16 protein-coding genes are annotated in these 17,710 nt (G+C 69.4%); 11 read left to right on the forward strand and 5 right to left on the reverse strand.

Annotation, left to right across the window (positions count from 1 at the left end; translation table 11 throughout):
• Positions 1 to 560, reverse strand: a 560-nt coding sequence (locus NG1_RS31260; protein ID WP_062976874.1) for an SACE_7040 family transcriptional regulator, incomplete at its 3' end; no start/stop codon positions are given.
• 93 nt (positions 561 to 653) lie between these two features.
• On the opposite strand from NG1_RS31260, the gene NG1_RS31265 reads away from it, so the two are divergent.
• The 6 genes from NG1_RS31265 (at position 654) to NG1_RS31290 (ending at position 8,896) form a co-directional block, all read left to right on the forward strand.
• Entirely contained in the window at positions 654 to 2,252 is a 1,599-nt protein-coding gene (locus NG1_RS31265; RefSeq protein ID WP_062976876.1) for a carboxyl transferase domain-containing protein, read from the forward strand.
• 5 nt (positions 2,253 to 2,257) lie between these two features.
• Positions 2,258 to 4,303 (forward strand): acetyl/propionyl/methylcrotonyl-CoA carboxylase subunit alpha, encoded by a 2,046-nt coding sequence (locus NG1_RS31270; RefSeq protein WP_062976906.1) that lies wholly within the window; start codon positions 2,258 to 2,260, stop codon positions 4,301 to 4,303.
• A complete protein-coding gene (locus tag NG1_RS31275; RefSeq protein ID WP_062976878.1) occupies positions 4,300 to 5,460 on the forward strand; it encodes an acyl-CoA dehydrogenase family protein in 1,161 nt (386 codons plus the stop codon). Before NG1_RS31270 ends, NG1_RS31275 begins: the two co-directional genes overlap by 4 nt.
• The gene (locus NG1_RS31280) at positions 5,457 to 5,942 is read left to right on the forward strand and encodes a MaoC family dehydratase (protein ID WP_062976881.1); all 486 of its coding nucleotides are present in this window, start codon (positions 5,457 to 5,459) and stop codon (positions 5,940 to 5,942) included. The genes NG1_RS31275 and NG1_RS31280 overlap by 4 nt, the downstream gene beginning before the upstream one ends.
• Before the next feature lie 160 nt (positions 5,943 to 6,102).
• Entirely contained in the window at positions 6,103 to 6,915 is an 813-nt protein-coding gene (locus NG1_RS31285) for an HpcH/HpaI aldolase/citrate lyase family protein (RefSeq protein ID WP_062976883.1), read from the forward strand.
• A 31-nt stretch (positions 6,916 to 6,946) separates the two neighbouring features.
• Complete coding sequence (locus tag NG1_RS31290; protein WP_062976885.1) at positions 6,947 to 8,896, forward strand: acetoacetate--CoA ligase; 1,950 nt, start codon at positions 6,947 to 6,949, stop codon at positions 8,894 to 8,896.
• A gap of 31 nt (positions 8,897 to 8,927) precedes the next feature.
• Here NG1_RS31290 and NG1_RS31295 read toward each other — a convergent pair whose 3' ends face one another.
• Positions 8,928 to 9,110, reverse strand: a complete 183-nt coding sequence (locus NG1_RS31295; RefSeq protein WP_062976887.1) for a hypothetical protein — start codon at positions 9,108 to 9,110, stop codon at positions 8,928 to 8,930.
• A gap of 216 nt (positions 9,111 to 9,326) precedes the next feature.
• Here NG1_RS31295 and NG1_RS31300 point away from each other — a divergent pair, with 216 nt between their 5' ends.
• From NG1_RS31300 to NG1_RS31315, 4 genes are all read left to right on the forward strand, one after another.
• On the forward strand, positions 9,327 to 10,664 hold the full coding sequence (locus NG1_RS31300; RefSeq protein ID WP_062976888.1) for a cytochrome P450: 1,338 nt from the start codon (positions 9,327 to 9,329) through the stop codon (positions 10,662 to 10,664).
• 289 nt (positions 10,665 to 10,953) lie between these two features.
• A complete protein-coding gene (locus tag NG1_RS31305) occupies positions 10,954 to 12,195 on the forward strand; it encodes a TetR/AcrR family transcriptional regulator (RefSeq protein WP_062976910.1) in 1,242 nt (413 codons plus the stop codon).
• 149 nt (positions 12,196 to 12,344) lie between these two features.
• Entirely contained in the window at positions 12,345 to 13,598 is a 1,254-nt protein-coding gene (locus tag NG1_RS31310) for a TetR/AcrR family transcriptional regulator (protein WP_062976890.1), read from the forward strand.
• A gap of 403 nt (positions 13,599 to 14,001) precedes the next feature.
• Entirely contained in the window at positions 14,002 to 14,877 is an 876-nt protein-coding gene (locus tag NG1_RS31315; protein ID WP_062976892.1) for an aldo/keto reductase, read from the forward strand.
• A gap of 454 nt (positions 14,878 to 15,331) precedes the next feature.
• On the opposite strand, the gene NG1_RS31320 is transcribed toward NG1_RS31315, so the two are convergent.
• Both NG1_RS31320 and NG1_RS31325 read right to left on the reverse strand, forming a co-directional pair.
• On the reverse strand, positions 15,332 to 15,598 hold the full coding sequence (locus NG1_RS31320; RefSeq protein ID WP_062976894.1) for a hypothetical protein: 267 nt from the start codon (positions 15,596 to 15,598) through the stop codon (positions 15,332 to 15,334).
• 6 nt (positions 15,599 to 15,604) lie between these two features.
• Positions 15,605 to 15,793 (reverse strand): hypothetical protein, encoded by a 189-nt coding sequence (locus NG1_RS31325; protein ID WP_062976896.1) that lies wholly within the window; start codon positions 15,791 to 15,793, stop codon positions 15,605 to 15,607.
• A 150-nt stretch (positions 15,794 to 15,943) separates the two neighbouring features.
• Here NG1_RS31325 and NG1_RS31330 point away from each other — a divergent pair, with 150 nt between their 5' ends.
• A complete protein-coding gene (locus NG1_RS31330; RefSeq protein ID WP_157114346.1) occupies positions 15,944 to 17,395 on the forward strand; it encodes a helix-turn-helix domain-containing protein in 1,452 nt (483 codons plus the stop codon).
• A 60-nt stretch (positions 17,396 to 17,455) separates the two neighbouring features.
• Here the strand turns inward: NG1_RS31330 and NG1_RS31335 are convergent, their stop codons facing one another.
• Positions 17,456 to 17,674, reverse strand: a complete 219-nt coding sequence (locus NG1_RS31335; protein ID WP_040870086.1) for an MbtH family protein — start codon at positions 17,672 to 17,674, stop codon at positions 17,456 to 17,458.
• Positions 17,675 to 17,710 lie beyond the last annotated feature (36 nt).

Genomic DNA, 17,710 nt, shown 5'->3' on the forward strand with positions numbered 1-17,710 from the left:
ACCGGCCGGGCCCGGGCGGCGGTCGCCTCGCCCGCGCTGTGCGGGGTGGAGTTGATCAGGCCGAAGACGGCGTGGGCCTGCACCCGCGCCGTCTCCTCGGGTAGCTCCGGATGCAATTCGCGCAGCACGCCCACCCAGATCTCCACGTACCGGCGCTGGGTGCGGCGGATCTCCCTGCGGGCCGGGGCGGGCACGTTGTCCAGGTCGCGATCCTGGATGCGGATCAGCTCCGGTTCGCCGAGCGCGAAGTCCAGGTGGTGATCGACCAGTCCGGCGAGCGCCAGCTCGGCGGAGTTCGTGCCCGCCACCACCGCCTTGCCGCCGTCGAGCAGGCGCTGGCTCACCCCGACCAGCAGCTCCACCAGCAGCGCCTCTTTGTTCGGGAAGTGCCGGTAGACCGCGGGACCGCTGATGCCCACGGCGGCGCCCAGGTCGTCCAGGCGCATGCCGAGGAAACCGCGATCGGCGATCAACCGCGCTCCGGCTTCCAGCAATTGCGCCCTGCGTTGCGCCTTCAGTTGCTCGCGACGGGTGGGCGCGACGGGTTCGGCACTGGTCACACGCGTTCCTCTCCACCGACCTGGACATCTCGGTTAATCAACACTAACCTGAATTCCAGTTATCGTCGACTAACTGGACGACAGGATGGCGTGATGACCGTTACCGAAGAGGCCGTCGGAAACCGGGCCGCGCACGCGGCGCTGGTCGACGACCTGCGCGCCCGGCTGGAGGCCGCGGCGCTGGGCGGGCCCGCGAAGGCGCGCGAGCGCCATATCGCGCGGGGCAAATTGCTGCCCCGGCAGCGGGTGGACCAGCTGCTGGACCCGGGAAGCCCGTTCCTCGAACTCTCCCCGCTCGCCGCGACCGGGATGTACGGCGACGACTCCCCCGGCGCCGGGATCATCACCGGGATCGGGCGGGTGTCCGGCCGGGAATGCGTGATCGTGGCCAACGACGCGACGGTCAAGGGCGGCACCTACTACCCGATGACGGTGAAGAAGCATCTGCGCGCGCAGGAGATCGCGGCGCAGAACCGCTTGCCGTGTGTGTACCTGGTCGACTCCGGCGGCGCCTACCTGCCGCACCAGGACGAAGTATTCCCTGACCGGGAGCATTTCGGCCGCATCTTCTACAACCAGGCGACCATGAGCGCCAAGGGAATCCCGCAGATCGCCGCGGTGCTCGGCTCGTGCACCGCCGGTGGCGCCTATGTGCCCGCGATGAGCGACGAGGCCGTGATCGTGCGCAACCAGGGCACCATCTTCCTCGGCGGCCCGCCACTGGTGAAGGCCGCGACCGGTGAGGTGGTCACGGCCGAGGAACTCGGCGGCGGCGAGTTGCACTCGCGCACCTCGGGTGTCACCGACCACTTGGCCGAGGACGACCAGGACGCGCTGCGCATCGTGCGCCGCATCGTGGCCACCCTCGGACCGCGCACGCCGGTCCCGTGGGACGTCCGGCCCGTCATCGCGCCCGCCGCGCCGGAATCCGAGCTCTACGACGTGGTGCCGGTGGATCTGCGCACCCCCTACGACGTGCGTGAGGTGATCCACCGCCTGGTCGACGGGACTCCGGAGGGCGAGAGCGGCTTCCACGAGTTCAAGGCCGGCTACGGCAAGACCCTGGTCACCGGGTTCGCGCACATCCACGGGCATCCGGTGGGCATCGTCGCCAACAACGGCGTGCTGTTCAGCGAATCCGCCATGAAGGGCGCGCATTTCATCGAGCTGTGCGACAAGCGCAGCATCCCGCTGTTGTTCTTGCAGAACATCACCGGCTTCATGGTCGGCCGCGACTACGAGGCGGGCGGCATCGCCAAGCACGGCGCGAAGATGGTCACCGCGGTGGCCTGCGCGCGCGTGCCGAAGCTCACCGTCGTCATCGGCGGTTCCTACGGCGCGGGCAACTATTCGATGTGCGGGCGCGCGTATTCGCCGCGGTTCCTGTGGATGTGGCCCAACGCCCGCATCTCGGTGATGGGCGGCGAACAGGCCGCGTCGGTGTTGTCGACGGTGCGCGGTGACCAGCTCGACAGCAGCGGGCAGCCGTGGTCGGCCGAGGACGAGGAGGCGTTCAAGGCCCCGATCCGGGAGCAGTACGAAAGCCAGGGCAACCCGTACTACTCGACCGCCCGGTTGTGGGACGACGGCGTCATCGATCCCGCCGACACCAGGACCGTGCTCGGGCTCGCTCTCTCGGTGTGCGCGCAAGCCCCGCTCGAACCTGTTTCCTACGGCGTATTCCGGATGTGATGGCGATGCTGAACAAATCCGTTCCCGTCGGGTTCGACACCGTGCTCGTCGCCAATCGCGGCGAGATCGCGGTGCGGGTGATCCGCACGCTGCGCGCGCTGGGCATCCGCTCGGTGGCCGTCTACAGCGACGCCGACGCCGACGCCCGCCACGTCCTCGAAGCGGACACGGCGGTGCGCCTCGGCCCGGCCCCCGCCCGGGAGAGCTACCTCGCCATCGACCGGGTGGTGGCCGCCGCCGTGCGTTCCGGCGCGCAAGCGGTTCACCCCGGCTACGGGTTCCTCTCGGAGAACGCCGCTTTCGCCGCGGCGCTGGCCGAGGCGGGCATCGTCTTCCTCGGCCCGCCCGCCCGCGCCATCGAGGTGATGGGCGACAAGATCACCGCGAAGAACACCGTGGCCGCGTTCGGCGTCCCGGTGGTGCCTGGCATCGCAACACCCGGCCTGACCGACGACGACCTGATCGCCGCGGCCGCCGAAGTCGGCTATCCGGTCCTGGTCAAGCCGTCGGCGGGCGGTGGAGGCAAAGGCATGCGCCGAGTGGAGGATCCGGCCCGGCTGCCGGAGGCGCTGCGCAGCGCCCGGCGCGAGGCGGCCGCCGCGTTCGGTGACGACACGCTGTTCCTGGAGCGTTTCGTCACCCGGCCACGGCATATCGAGGTGCAGGTGCTCGCCGACCAGTTCGGCAACGTGCTGCACCTGGGCGAGCGCGAATGCAGCTTGCAGCGCCGCCACCAGAAGGTGATCGAGGAGGCGCCCTCGCCGCTGCTGGACGCGGCCACCAGGGCCAGGATCGGCGCCGCCGCCTGCAACACCGCGCGCAGCGTGGACTACGTGGGCGCGGGCACCGTGGAGTTCATCGTCTCCGCCGACCGCCCCGACGAGTTCTTCTTCATGGAGATGAACACCCGCCTACAGGTGGAGCATCCGGTCACGGAACTGGTCACCGGCGTCGACCTGGTGGAATGCCAGGTCCGGGTGGCGGCCGGGCAGAAGCTGGCGGTGGCGCAGGACGACATCCGCATGGTCGGGCACGCGATCGAGGCCAGGGTGTACGCCGAGGATCCCGGACGCGGGTTCCTGCCGACCGGCGGCACGGTGCTCGACCTCGACGAGCCGCAGCGCCCCGGTGTCCGCGTCGATTCCGGTCTGCGGATCGGCACGCGCGTCGGCAGCGACTACGACCCGATGCTGTCGAAGGTCATCGCGCATGCCGCCGACCGGACCGCCGCGCTCGCGAAACTCGATCGGGCGCTGGCCGACACCGTGCTGCTCGGGGTGACCAGCAATATCGAGTTCCTGCGCTTCCTGCTGGCCGATCCGGACGTGGCCGAGGGACGACTGGACACCGGCCTGCTGGACCGGCGGGTGGCCGACTTCCGTCCCGCTTCCGTCGGCGACGACGAGTTCGCCGCCGCCGCTGCCCGGCATTGGCTGCGCCGCTGGCCCGCCACGCCGCGCGATCCATGGGAGATCCCGTCCGGCTGGCGAATCGGAGCCGACGCGCCCACATCGATCCGGCTCGCGGGCGGGGAGCGGGTCGAGCACGTCCATCTCTCCGGTACGCCAGGCGACGGCGCGGTTCGAGTCGGTGACAATGGTGAAACCCGGTCGCTGACAGCCGAATTCACCGGTGATCGTTGCGCGGGAGTGCTCACCCTCACGCTGGACGGCCTGCGCCGCACCTACCGGGTCGCCGAGCAGGACGGCCTGCTGTGGGTGGCCGGACCCTCCGGTATCGCGGCGCTGCGCGAGGTGGCCGAGGTCAACGTGCGCGGCGGCGACGAACACATGGGCGACGCCGAGATCCGCTCCCCCATGCCGGGTTCGGTGATCGCGGTACCGCTCGCCTCGGGCGCCGCGGTCGCCGCGGGCGATCCGGTGGTCATCGTGGAGGCGATGAAGATGGAGCACTCGCTCACCGCGCCGGTCGCCGGAACCGTAGAACTACTGGTCGAGCCGGGCGCGCAGGTGCGCCTGGACCAGGTGCTCGCGCGCGTCGTCGCGCAGGCCGAAACGAATCACGCCGAACGAGAAGGAATCCCCACATGACCGACTTCCTGTCCACCGGCACGCTGCCGGAGGAGTACCGGGATCTCGCGCTGACCGTGCGAGACTTCGCGCGGTCGGTGGTCGCTCCGGTGGCAGCCGAGCACGACGCGAACCACACCTTCCCGTACGAGGTGGTCGCGGGCATGGCCGAGATGGGCCTGTTCGGCCTGCCGTTCCCCGAGGAGTACGGCGGCATGGGCGGCGACTACTTCGCGCTGTGCCTGGCGCTGGAGGAACTCGGCAAGGTCGACCAGAGCGTCGCGATCACGCTGGAGGCGGGTGTCTCGCTCGGCGCGATGCCGATCTACCGCTTCGGCAACGACAAGCAGAAGCTGGAATGGCTGCCGCAGCTGACCAGCGGCCGCAACCTGGCCGCGTTCGGGCTCACCGAACCGGGCGCGGGCAGCGACGCGGGCGGCACCAGAACCACCGCGGTCGCCGACGGCGGCGAGTGGATCATCAACGGCAGCAAGCAGTTCATCACCAACTCCGGCACCGACATCACCAAGCTCGTCACGGTGACCGCGGTAACCGGGCAGACCGGCGGCAAGAAGGAGATCTCCACCATCCTGGTGCCCACCGACACACCCGGTTTCGTCGCCGAGCCCGCGTACAACAAGGTCGGCTGGAACGCCTCCGACACCCATCCGCTGAGCTTCACCGACGTGCGCGTGCCCGAGGAGAACCTGCTCGGCCAGCGCGGGCGCGGCTACGCGAACTTCCTGCGCATCCTCGACGAGGGGCGCATCGCCATCGCCGCGCTCTCGGTCGGGGCCGCGCAGGGTTGTGTGGACGAGAGTGTGCGCTACGCCAAGGAGCGCGAGGCGTTCGGCCAAGTGATCGGGCGCAACCAGGCCATCGCGTTCAAGATCGCCAGGATGGAAGCGCGGGCGCACGCCGCCCGGGCCGCCTATTACGACGCGGCGGCGCTGATGCTGGCGGGCAAGCCGTTCAAGAAGCAGGCGTCCATCGCGAAGCTGGTGGCCAGCGAGGCCGCCATGGACAACGCCCGCGACGCGACGCAGATCTTCGGCGGCTACGGGTTCATGAACGAATACGCGGTGGCCCGGCACTATCGCGACAGCAAGATCCTGGAAATCGGCGAAGGGACGACGGAGGTGCAGCTGATGCTGATCGGACGGGAGCTGGGCCTGTGACCCGGCGTGCGGTCGTGCAGCGCGGCCTGTGGTTCGAGGAGTTCGACACCGAGGTGATCTACGAGCACCGCCCCGGCCGCACCATCACCGAGGCGGACAACGTCCTGTTCACCACGCTGACCATGAACACCCAGGCGTTGCACCTGGACGCGGCGTTCAGCGACCGGTTGCCGCCGTTCCACCAGCGGCTGGTGAATTCGATGTTCACGCTGTCCACCTTGATCGGGCTGTCGGTGGCGCAGCTGACCCAGGGCACCATCGTGGCCAACCTCGGCTTCTCCGAGGTCGCGTTCCCCAAGCCGGTGTTCCACGGCGACACCATGTACGCCGAGACCGTTGTCACCGACAAGCGCGAGTCCAAGAGCCGTCCGGGCGAGGGCATCGTGACCTTCGCGCACACCGGGCGCAATCAGCACGGCGACGTCATCGCCACGGCCGTCCGCAAGACGCTCGTCCGCAAAGCCCCGGAGGGCTCGGCGTGAGCGGTCAGGGCCGGAGGCGGCAGCGCAGCGTGACCACACAGGCCCCCGCTCACGCCCACCGCAGACACAGCGTGAGCGGTCAGGGCCGGAGGCGGCAGCGCAGCGTGACCACGCAGGCCCCCGCTCACGCCGACAACAGACACAGCGGAAAGGACACGGTATGAGCTGGCAGATGGCGGGCCCGGCCTGGTTGTTCTGCCCGGCCGATCGCCCGGAACGCTTCGCGAAGGCGGCGGCCGCGGCGGATGTGGTGATCCTCGACCTCGAGGATGGCGTCGCGGCGCACGACAAGGCGGCGGCGCGCAAGGCGCTGGTGGACACCCCGCTGGATCCGGCGACCACGGTGGTGCGGGTCAACGCGGCGGGCACCGAGGACCACGCGCTCGACCTCGCGGCCCTCGCAGGCACCGCTTACCGGCGGCTGATGCTGCCGAAATGCGAGTCGGCCGAACAGGTCGCGGGGCTGCCCGAGCACGAGGTGATCGCGCTGATCGAGTCTCCGCTCGGCGCGCTCACAGTCGGCCATGTGATGACGGCGCACAACGCGATCGGCGTCATGTGGGGCGCGGAGGACCTGGTGGCCGGGCTCGGCGGCACCGGGAGCAGGCACGCCGACGGCAGTTACCGCGACGTCGCTCGCCACGTGCGCTCCAGCACGCTGCTGGCCGCCAAGGCCTACGGCAAGTTCGCGCTGGACTCGGTGTATCTGAACATCCGGGATCTGGACGGGCTGCGCGCGGAGGCGGAGGACGCGGTCGCGGTCGGGTTCGACGCCAAGGTCGCCATCCACCCGAGTCAGGTGGCGGTGCTGCGCGCCGCCTACGCGCCCTCGGAGGACGAGGTCACCTGGGCCCGGCGGGTGCTGGAGGAAGCGCCGAAGCACCGCGGGGTCTTCGCCCTGGAGGGCAGGATGGTCGATGGCCCCGTGTTCCGGCACGCCGAGCAGATCGTGCGGCGCGCCGACCGCGCCTGAGCACCGAGTTTCCACAGTCAGGAGGACCACGATGCAACCGCAATGGGTGCCGACCGAAGAAGACATCGCCGCCGCGAAAGTCACCGACTTCGCGCGATTCGTCGCCGAGCGCACCGGCGTGCGCACGGCCGACTATCACGCGCTGTGGCAGTGGTCGGTGCAGGATCTCGCCGGGTTCTGGCACGCGCTGTGGGACTATTTCCAGCTCGGCGACGTCGCGGGCGCGGTATTGGCGAACGCCGAGATGCCGGGGGCGCAATGGTTTCCCGGCACCCGGCTGAACTACGTGGACCAGGTGATCCGGCAGCTGCGCACCGACCGGCCCGCGATCAAGGCGGTCAGCGAGGACGCGCCGATCCGGGAGGTGTCCTGGGCCGAATTGATCGACCACACCGCCGCTTTCGCGCACACGCTGCGTTCGCTGGGTGTGCGGCCCGGTGACCGGGTGGCGGGGTATCTGCCGAACATCCCGGAGGCGGTGATCGCGTTCCTGGCCACCGCGAGCATCGGCGCGGTCTGGAGCGCCTGCGGGCAGGACTATTCCCCGAAAGCCGCGCTGGACCGGCTCGGGCAGCTCGAACCCACCGTGCTGGTCACCGCCGACGGCTACCGTTTCGGCGGCAAGGCGCACGACAAGCGCGAGGACGTCGCCGCCTTGCGCGCGGGCCTGGACAGCTTGAAGGGCACGGTCGTGGTCCCCCGGCTCGGGCTCGAGGTACCGGACGCGACCTCGTGGGACGACGCGATCACCAGCACCGAGTCGCTGCCGCCGGTGATCACCACCGAATCGGTGGATTTCGACCATCCGCTGTGGATCGTGTTCTCCTCCGGCACCACCGGCCTGCCCAAGGGAATCGTGCACGGCCACGGCGGCGTACTGCTCGAACATCTCAAAGCCGTTGCCCTGCAATCCGACATCGGCCCCGAGGACACCTTCTTCTGGTACACCAGCCCGAGCTGGATGATGTGGAACTTCCAGATCGCGGGCCTGCTGACCGGGGCCACCATCGTCACCTACGACGGCAGCCCGACCGCTCCCACCCCCGACGCGCTGTGGCGCATCGCCGCCGAGGTCGGGGCCTCCGTGCTCGGCGCCAGCCCCGGTTATGTGCTGGCGTGCATCAAAGCCGGCTCCGTACCGCGTACCGATCACGACCTGTCGGCGCTGCGCGCGGTCGGCATCACGGGTTCCTCGCTGCCCACCTCCTCGGCGCTGTGGCTGGGCGAGAACGTCGGCGAGCACGTCCAGATCTCCTCGATCAGCGGCGGCACCGACGTGGTGTCCGCGTTCATCGGCGGCGTGCGCACCGTGCCCGTGTGGCCGGGCGAGCTGTCGGCGCCCTATCTCGGCGTCGCGCTGGACGCCTACGACCCGGCGGGGCAGCCGGTGCGCGGCGAGGTGGGCGAACTGGTCGTCACCGCGCCGATGCCGTCCATGCCGGTCGCCTTCTGGCGCGACGAGGACGGAAAGCGCTACCACGACGCGTATTTCGACATGTTCCCCGGTGTGTGGCGGCACGGCGACTGGATCACCATCACCGACCACCACAGCGTGATCGTGCACGGGCGGTCGGACTCCACGCTCAACCGGCACGGCATCCGGATGGGCAGCGCCGACATCTACCAGTCCGTCGAACGGCTCCCGGAGATCGCCGAGGCACTGGTGATCGGCGCCGAGCAACCCGACGGCGGCTACTGGATGCCCCTGTTCGTGACGCTGGCCCCCGGCGCCGAACTCACCGACGAGCTGAAAGCCCGCATCAACAGCACCATCCGTACCGAGGTCTCCCCCCGCCACGTCCCGGACGAGATCATCCTCGCCCCCGGCATCCCACACACCCGCACCGGCAAGAAGCTCGAGGTGCCGATCAAGAAACTGTTCCAAGGCGCCGACCCGGCCCGCGTCGTCGAACGCAGCGCGGTGGACAACCCGGACCTGCTCGACTGGTACGGCGCCATCCGGCGCGGCGAGCAGAGCTGAGATCGCGAGTTCTGCTGGGGCGCAGTGGTTCCTATCCGCGGTAGGCGCGGCCGCCGATCGACGCGGTGAAGACCGCCGGCCGTGCGCCGCGGGCGGCGGCCAGGTTGCGCTTCTCCTGCGGGGTGAGCCGATAGCGCGCCGTGATCCGCCGTGCCACGGCGATCATGGCGACCAGCAACGGCACGGGGTCCACCGGGCGCAAAGCCAAGGCCATGACGAACTCCTTACCAGAAAGACGCACCGGTACAGTCGAATTCGGCCGAAACATGGTCGCGACGCATGCGGTTCCTCGGAGGTCCGCGCTTCCGGATGAACGCGGGCTCCGGGCAGTGACTCCGCCCGGACGGTGGCCGTCGGGCATGGACCGGCGTCCGGGTTTCTCCTAGCGTGGAAGCGACAGCCAGTCCGATACCCGCGTGGAGGTGGCATCGTGGCCGCACAGGACGTCCGAGAGCGGACCGAGCACGAGGGGTTCCCGCCCGGGCCGCCGCTGCCGCCGCTCGTGCAGAGCGTGTTGTTCCAGCGGGACCGGGCCCGCTTCCTCACCGCGATGGCGCGCCGCTACGGCGACGTCTTCGCCCTTCGGGTTCCGCCGTTCGCCGACCGCGTGGTGGTGTACTCCCGCCCCGAACACATCAAGGAGATCTTCGCGGGCGACCCGCACGATCTGCACGCGGGCGAGGGCAATCAGATCCTGGGCGCGATCATGGGTCCGCATTCGCTGCTGCTGACCGACGAGGCCGAGCACGCGCGGGCGCGCAGGTTGCTCATGCCCGCCTTCAACGGTTCCGCGCTGCGCGGCTACCGGGCACTGATCACCGAGATCGCGGCGGCGGAAGCGGGGAGCTGGGCGGCCGGGTCCACGGTGCGCATGCTGGACCGGATGAACGCGCTCACCCTCGAGGTGATCACGCGGGTGGTCTTCGGCGTCACCGACGAGCGGACCGAAGCCGAACTGAGCCCGCGACTGAACCGGATCGTCCACCTGAACCCGCTGATCTTCCTGGGCTTCAAGAACGACCGAATGCGCCGGATCGGGCCGTGGCGGAAGTTCGCCGAGAACCTGACGGCGGTGGACGCCCTGCTCTACGCGGAGATCGCCGAACGGCGGCGCGCGACCGATCTGGCCGAGCGCACCGATGTGCTGTCGCGCCTGCTCCAGGTCGGCGCGGGCGACGACGACGCGCCGCTCACCGATGCCGAGCTGCGCGACCAGCTCATCACCCTGCTGCTGGCCGGGCACGAGACCACCGCCTCGGCGCTGTCCTGGGCGCTCTACGAGCTCGCCGCCGACCCCGAGATCCAGCGGTCGGCGGCGCAGGCCGCGCGCACGGGCGACGAGAAGTACCTCGACGCGGTGCTCAAGGAGGCCATGCGGTTGCACACCATCATCTCCGGCACCAATCGAAAACTGACCAGAGACATGACGATCGGAGGACGGCGGCTCCCCGCGGGCACCGTTGTCGCCACCTCCATCGTCCTCGCACACCGGCGTACCGATGCCTACCCCGACGTCGCCGCGTTCCGTCCGGCCCGCTTCCTCGACGGCGCGGTGGCGCCGAACACCTGGCTGCCGTTCGGCGGGGGCGTGCGGCGATGCATCGGCGCGGGGTTCTCGCTATTGGAAGGCGTCACCGTGCTGCGGGAAATCCTGCTCCGCCACGCCCTTTCGCTGCCGGCGGACGGCAAGCCGGAGCGCGGCAGGGTCCGCAACATCACCACCGTGCCGGGCGGCCGGGCGCGGGTGGTGATCGGCCCGCGCGGCTGACCAAATATGTGAACAATGATTCTTTGCATGATCTGCTGTTGTACTGGCTCTATCGTAGTGTAAGTTTATCTGTGTTCGACAATCTGTCCGGCCTGGCGCGCAAGGTGCCCCTGTGCTCGGCCGATTCCGGTTGTCGACTTCCGGACGCACCGGCGCGCACATCCCGCCTTATCGCATGCCGGCGCGCACCGGAGAACAGGTACAGCTCCCGGGGGCCGCTCATCCCCGGGAGCCGTATCCCGTGACGCGGCGACCCCGGCCATACGGCCAGGTCGTTACGATGTTCCTCATGAGTGTCGACAATCGCCGTACGGCGCGGAAGGCGAGCAGCGGCGACTCGGCACCTCGGGAGATCCGGCGCAGGCCGAAGAATCGCCGTGCCCAGATCGCCGCGGCGTCGGCGGCCGCGTTCGGCGCGCTCGGCTACCACGGCGTGAGCATGGACGACATCGCCTCCGGGCTCGGCATCAGCTCCGCGGCGCTGTACCGCCACTATCCGAGCAAGTACGCGCTGTTCCGGGAGGAACTGCTGCGCGTCGGCCGGGCGATGACCGAATCGGTCGAGCTGCCCGAGGAGGCGGCGGACCGGCCCGCCGAACAGCGGCTCCAGCACGTACTCGACGCGTTGATCGCGGTCACCATCGACAATCGCCCCACCGTCACGCTGGTGCGCTGGGAGGTCAGGTACCTCGAGCCGGACGACCAGGTCACGCTCAACGACCAGCAGGCCACGGTGCTCGGCGCGCTGGGCAGCCAACTCGCCGCGCTGCGCCCCGAACTCGCCGAGCAGGACGTGCGCGTGCTGCGCACCGCCCTGCTCAGCACGATCACCAGCATCGCCGACCACCACGCCGCCCTCCCGGTGAAACCTCTTGCCCGCCTTCTGCATTCGGCCTGCTGGGCGGTCGCGCACGCGAAGCTGCCCGCCACGCGGCCGGTCGAGCCGGTCGCGGTGGTGGAGATCCCGGACTCCTTCAAACACGAACTGCTGCTGCGCAAGGCAGTCGAGCTGTTCCACGAGCGCGGCTACCCCAACGTCAGCGTCGAGGACATCGCCACGGCCGCAGGGCTTTCGGCCGCCTCGGCGGTATACCGGTTCTACCGCGGCAAGAGCGACATCCTGGCCGCCGCGTTCCGGAGGGCCGCCGAACGTGTTTCCGGCGCCGTCGGCCCCGCCGTGGCGGCGGCCACCGGCTCCGAGGACGCGCTCACGGCGCTGATCGCGCAGTATGTGGCCGGATCGTTCGCCGAACGCGCGCTCACCTTCGTGTATTACACGGAGTTCCAGCACGTTCCGGTCGAGGAGCGCACGGTGCTGCGCAATATCCAGCGCCTCAGCGTCGAGGAGTGGGCCCGGTTGCTGCGCGAGGTGCGGCCGGAACTCGCGCCGGCGGAGGCACGCCTTCTGGTGCACGCCGCCTTCGCGGTGGTGGTCGATCTGGGCCGCGCCTTCGGCGACGAGCCGCTGGCCGCCCAGGATCGGGTGCGGCTGCTGATGCAGTTGGTGCTGTTCGGGCGGCCCGCGCGCTAGCCCGGTATGTTATCGAGAATTCTCGATCAACCGGCTCCATAGTGCGACATGAAGGCCCGTTCACAGCTTCTTTGTGATCTATCATTCACTTGTTCCCCAGGTAGGGCAGCATCGGTGTACCAAACGTTGGCTTGGGCTACCATCGCGGCATGGGTGCCCAGGACCGCCACGCTGCGGACAAGGCGGCCGACGGGACACCGGCACGGGTGATCCGGCGCCGCCCACGCGACCGCCGCGCGCAGATCGCGGCCGCGTCGGCCGAGGCGTTCGGTGCGCTGGGCTACCACGGCGTCAGCATGGACGACATCGCCTCCCGGCTCGACATCAGCTCCGCGGCGCTGTACCGCCACTATCCGAGCAAGTACGCGCTGTTCCGCGAGGAAGTGCTGCGCTTGGGCACGGTCAGTCAGGAAGCGGCCCGGCTACCGGATGCCACCGGCCTGCCCCCAGCGCAACGGCTCGAACGCGTGCTCGACGCCCTGATCGACGCCGCGATCGCCAACCGGCGCAGCGCCGCGTTGTTGCGTTGGCAGCGGCGCTACCTGGAGGACGCCGACGCGGCCATCCTGGCCGATCAGCTCGCGGGGGTGAACGCGGCGCTCACCTCGCTGCTCGCGGAGACCAGGCCCGCGCTGCCCAAGGCCGACCGCTCCGTGCTCGCCGCCGCCGAGCTGAGTGTGCTCAGCAGCATCGGCGACCACCACGTGTCGATTCCGGTGCGGGCGCTCACCGCACGGCTGACCGCGGCCTGCCGCGCACTCGCCGCGTGCGAGCTGCCGCCTGCCGGTAACGCCGAAGCGGAGAGCTTCGCCGCGACCGAGATCCCGCTGACCTTCAAACACGAATTGCTGCTGATGCGCGCGGTCGAACTGTTCCACCAGCGCGGATACCCGAACGTCAGCGTGGAGGACATCGCTACCGCCGCCGGGCTGCCCGCCTCATCGGCGGTGTACCGGTTCTACCGCGGCAAGGGCGACATCCTCACGGCGGCGTTCCGCCGGGCGGCGGATCGAGTCTCGGCCGCCATCGGACCCGCCGTCGCCGCGGCCGAGACGCCGGAGCAAGCGCTCGACACACTGATCGAGTTGTATGTGGCGGGCTCGTTCGCCGAGCGCGAGCTCACCTTCGTCTACTACGCCGAGATCAGCAACGTGCCGCCGGAGGAGCGCACCGTGCTGCGCAACATCCAGCGCCTCAATGTCGAGGAGTGGGCCAAACTGCTGGTCGGGGTGCGGCCCGAGCTATCGGCCGCCGAGGCGCGCCTGCTGGTGCACGCCGCGTTCGCACTGGTCGTCGACCTGGGCGAGCGTTTCGGCTCGGCCGACCCGGCGTGCTCGCCGCGCCGCGTGATCCGCCTGATGCGGGCGATCCTCTTCGACCGGCCCGCGGTCCCCACGCCGTAGCGAACGAAACGCCCACGAGTGGCACATGGCTGCGCCATTTCGCGAGTAGCTCCCTTGGTGGTGCGCCACTCCGCGGGTGGGCCGGACGCACTGACTCCAGGGGCGGGCTCGAGGCCGTTCGCACGGGCAAGTGCAGGTGGTGAGCGGTCCTGGGCTTCAGTTGGCGGGCCCGGAGTACGGTGGGGCCGTGCCATCCACCGTGGCGATACCGACACGCCGGTAGTCAGGCGCAGATGCGAGATCGCCCCGGCCGGGGGCCCGGTGGGGTGTTTACGCCACCGGCGAACACCGCGGTGGGAATCGACCTCGCGACAGCGCTGTTGCGGCAGGAGAGCGCGCGCCCGGACCGGCGCGACGCTGGTAGAGCATTCGCGCAGTTTCCGACTTCGGAAGGAACATCCACATGAGCACAGATCTCGACGCGCAGACCGCGGCGGCGTCCGGAACCTTCGCCATCGGCGGCGATCTTCCGGTGCATCGCCTCGGGTACGGCGCGATGCAGTTGACCGGCCCCGGGGTGTGGGGCGACCCTGAGGACCCGGACGAGGCGGTGCGCGTTCTGCGCCGCGCGGTCGAACTCGGCGTCAACTTCATCGACACCGCCGACTCCTACGGCCCGTTCGTCAGCGAGAAGCTGATCCGCAAGGCCCTGCATCCTTACCCCGACGATCTGGTGATCGCCACCAAGGCCGGTCTCACGCGTCAGGGGCCCAACGAATGGCGTCCGGTCGCCCGGCCCGAATACCTGCGTCAGCAAGCCGAACTCAGCCTGCGCCACCTGGGCGTCGACCGCATCGACCTGTACCAGCTGCACCGTATCGACCCCCAGGTGCCGCTGGGCGACCAGCTCGGTGAACTCGTGGCGCTCCAGCAGGAGGGCAAGATCAGACACATCGGCCTCTCCCAGGTCACCGTCGAACAGCTGCGCCAGGCACGCGAACTCGCCACCATCGTCTCGGTGCAGAACCTGTACAACTTGGCCAACCGCGCCGACGAGGACGTGCTGAACTACGCCGAGCAGGAGAACATCGGCTTCATCCCGTGGTTCCCGATCGCCACGGGCCAACTCGCCGCCCCCGGCGGTCCGCTGGCGGCCATCTCCGCCGACCACGGCGCGTCCCCCGCCCAACTCGCCCTGGCCTGGTTGCTGCGCCGCTCCCCCGTGATGCTGCCGATCCCCGGCACCTCCAGCGTCGCGCACGTCGAGGAGAACATCGCCGCCGCGCGAATCACGCTGACAGACGCAGAATTCGAAGCACTGTCGGCAGCCGCCGAATAGACGGGAACCTACTGCCCGGCGGTCGCGACCTCCCCCGGCGACGGGTGGCCGACCGACCGCCGATAGGTCACCCGGCACGCACACGTGACGAAACTCCTCCGGCACTTCGATGGCTCGCACCGGCCACGCCGCGGCAGGCCCGCTCCGCCGAGCGTGCCCGAGCGCTGGGCCACCCGGCAACCCACCGATCCCGCCTGTCGGGTGGCGGGAAGCCGCAGCCGTGTGCCACTCACGACCGGTGGCGCTGAGGTGGGCGTGGGTCGATGTTCCCCTCCGACATCGACTCGGGTCGGAAGTGCTGGGAGAGGCGGGATGGGGGGGTGCGTCGCAGTCTTGGAGATACGAGGACGCTGGTACCGGTCGGGACTCCCTCGCCGAGTCCCGACCGGTGGGTGAACTGCGCTGCCGGGCGGATCGCGCTGGGCGGCAACGAGTTCGGTGCGCCGACGATCGGTCAGCGCGAGTATCCGTCGGCCCGGGTGTCGGGGATGACACGGCCGGAGGCGACCAGGGTGCGGAAGGCCGCCTGCTTGCGGGGGCAGGCGTCGGCGCGGCAAGGGCGGTGGCCCTGCATCACCCGGTGCGCCTGTTCGATGGTGAACGGATGCTCGGGCGGGCGGTGCGCGTCCTCGGCGCCGCCGTGCGGCAGACACGATCCGACACCGATGATGGCGGCCACCAGCAGCGTGCACGCGCCGAGCATGCTCAGCAGCGGTTCCACGGCGGGTTACTGGCCTGCGTCCTGCCGGAAACAGAACGCCGACGCCGTTAGGTACTGACGGCAGCTCGCGCCGTGACCGGCGTGGACGGCGCAGAGAAACCGTGCGCGGTCGTAGGTCAGGCCGAGCGGTTCCTGCGTGCAGTCGCGGCTTTGCACCAGCCACAATTCTCTGACGTCCGAGTGCAACACGTCCATCTTTCACCTCCACTTGGGCAGTGCACCCGGCACCGAGAAGGCGCCGCCGGATCGCGCTCGACACGGATGGATCGGGCCGTGTCGGGACCGTGCGCCGGGTTCCGGACAACGGGCGCCCTCGACAGGGTTTGGGCGGACCCCCGATGCCGGGTGCGGTTCAACAGTGCGCGTTGCGATTCGGTAGATAACAGACCCGAATGCGGTAATTGCGAGTACTTTCCGTTTGTAGCGGCCTGGAGCGAGGAAGAGAGACCTATGGTGGAGGTCGACTGGACGGGCGAAGCTGTACATGCGCTTCGCACGGCGATGAAGCGAAGCCGTTACGAATTCGCGCGTCTGGTGGGCGTCACACCGCGCACCGTGGTCCTGTGGGAGAACGGCCGGACAACCCGGATGCACGCCGCTAGCCAGCGTCTCCTCGACAGAGTCCTGTCGCAGGTCGATTCCGTCGTCGCCGAACGATTCGAGCGTGCGATCGTCACGGGCCGGGCGACCGCCCCCGACTACGAAAGCGCCGATTCGGCGCCCGAAAGGCACACCAAGCTCGGTAGGGAAATCGGGCTCGACAAGGAAGTCGAGGAAGACGACGTGAGAAGGCGAGAACTGCTGGCTTGCATCGGCGCGGGCCTGGCAGGCCAGGCGGCGGACCTGGTGGCGAGCGAACCGGAACGGATGCTGGCAACCCTCGACGCGGGGTCGATCAGCGAACGGCGACTGGCGTTCCTGGAGCAGTCGGCCGAGGTCCTCGGCACGCGGGTGGTGCAGGTGCCGCCGCACGAACTGCTGCAGACCGGGCTCGAGCAATTCCGGATGGTCCGAAGCTGTCTCGGCGAACGGCAGCCCACCCATCATCAGGTCCGGCTGGTACGCACGGCGGGCAGACTGGCGAACGTCGTCGGCGAGATCCTGTTCAACGAGGGGCATTTCGGCCAAGCCCGGATGTGGTATGCCACCGCGATCCATGCCGCGCAGGACATCGGCGACCGCTATTCGGAGGACATCGCCCTGGCCGGTCTCGCGTATTTGCCCACCTATAGCGATAAGCCGAAGGAAGTTTTGCAGTTACTCGACGGCCGATTGCAAGAAAATCCGTCCTATGGCCCGGCCGCCGCGTGGTTGTGGGGAATGGCGGCGCGCGCGCACGCCAGTCTCGGGCACGCCGACGAATTCGCCCGCTGTATCACGCGATCGGCATCGGCTTTGGAAGACGTCGGACCGGAAGACCTTTCGGTCGGTATTTTTTCTTTCCGTCCCGAGAAACTCGCCTTTTATCAGGCGATCGGATATTCCCGCCTCGGCCGCGCCGACGAGACCGCCGTGGCGGCCGCACGCGCGATGGCGCTGTACGACCCGTCGGAGACCATGGAGCCCGCCCTGGTCCGCTTCGAGCACGCCACGGCGCTGCTTGCCTCCGGCGAGATCGAGGAAGCCTGCGCGGTGGCGACCAGCGCCATCACGAACGCGCACACCTACGTCGGGCTCACCGTCACCCAGCGCGCCAAGCAGTTCGACTCGGCGCTCGGCGGCCTGCGCACCAGAGCCGTCGGTGAATGGCGCCAGCATGCGCACGCGGTGATCGACTCGGCGCAGGTCAAGGCCTGAGGCGGAGCGCACCGGTCGGCAGGGGGGATGGGGACCGGCGCGCCCCGCGCATTCAGGTGGTCAGTTCGCCTCGCTGGACATGGCCTCGATGAGCGACTTGGGGCGCATGTCCACCCAGTGCGTCTCCACATACTCCAGGCAGGACTTGCGATTGGCGGCGCCGTAGGCGATGGTCCAGCCACCGGGGACGGCGGCGAAGACCGGCCACAGGGAGTGTTCGCCCTCTTTGTTGATCAGGACGTAGAACTTGGCGTCGTCGTTCTCGAACGGATTGGTCATTTCGGGTTTCCTTCTTCCTGGTCGGGTCAGGGGGAT

Source organism: Nocardia gamkensis NBRC 108242 (assembly GCF_001612985.1).
In the GTDB taxonomy this organism is placed as follows: domain Bacteria; phylum Actinomycetota; class Actinomycetes; order Mycobacteriales; family Mycobacteriaceae; genus Nocardia; species Nocardia gamkensis.

Excerpts from the sequence above, each read along its gene's own strand:
- NG1_RS31295 (WP_062976887.1), bottom strand. The coding sequence starts at position 9,110 with ATGGCCTTGGCTTTGCGCCCGGTGGACCCCGTGCCGTTGCTGGTCGCC.
- NG1_RS31305 (WP_062976910.1), top strand. The coding sequence starts at position 10,954 with ATGAGTGTCGACAATCGCCGTACGGCGCGGAAGGCGAGCAGCGGCGAC.
- NG1_RS31270 (WP_062976906.1), top strand. The coding sequence starts at position 2,258 with ATGCTGAACAAATCCGTTCCCGTCGGGTTCGACACCGTGCTCGTCGCC.
- NG1_RS31290 (WP_062976885.1), top strand. The coding sequence starts at position 6,947 with ATGCAACCGCAATGGGTGCCGACCGAAGAAGACATCGCCGCCGCGAAA.
- NG1_RS31315 (WP_062976892.1), top strand. The coding sequence starts at position 14,002 with ATGAGCACAGATCTCGACGCGCAGACCGCGGCGGCGTCCGGAACCTTC.
- NG1_RS31325 (WP_062976896.1), bottom strand. The coding sequence starts at position 15,793 with ATGGACGTGTTGCACTCGGACGTCAGAGAATTGTGGCTGGTGCAAAGC.
- NG1_RS31275 (WP_062976878.1), top strand. The coding sequence starts at position 4,300 with ATGACCGACTTCCTGTCCACCGGCACGCTGCCGGAGGAGTACCGGGAT.
- NG1_RS31335 (WP_040870086.1), bottom strand. The coding sequence starts at position 17,674 with ATGACCAATCCGTTCGAGAACGACGACGCCAAGTTCTACGTCCTGATC.
- NG1_RS31265 (WP_062976876.1), top strand. The coding sequence starts at position 654 with ATGACCGTTACCGAAGAGGCCGTCGGAAACCGGGCCGCGCACGCGGCG.
- NG1_RS31310 (WP_062976890.1), top strand. The coding sequence starts at position 12,345 with ATGGGTGCCCAGGACCGCCACGCTGCGGACAAGGCGGCCGACGGGACA.
- NG1_RS31285 (WP_062976883.1), top strand. The coding sequence starts at position 6,103 with ATGAGCTGGCAGATGGCGGGCCCGGCCTGGTTGTTCTGCCCGGCCGAT.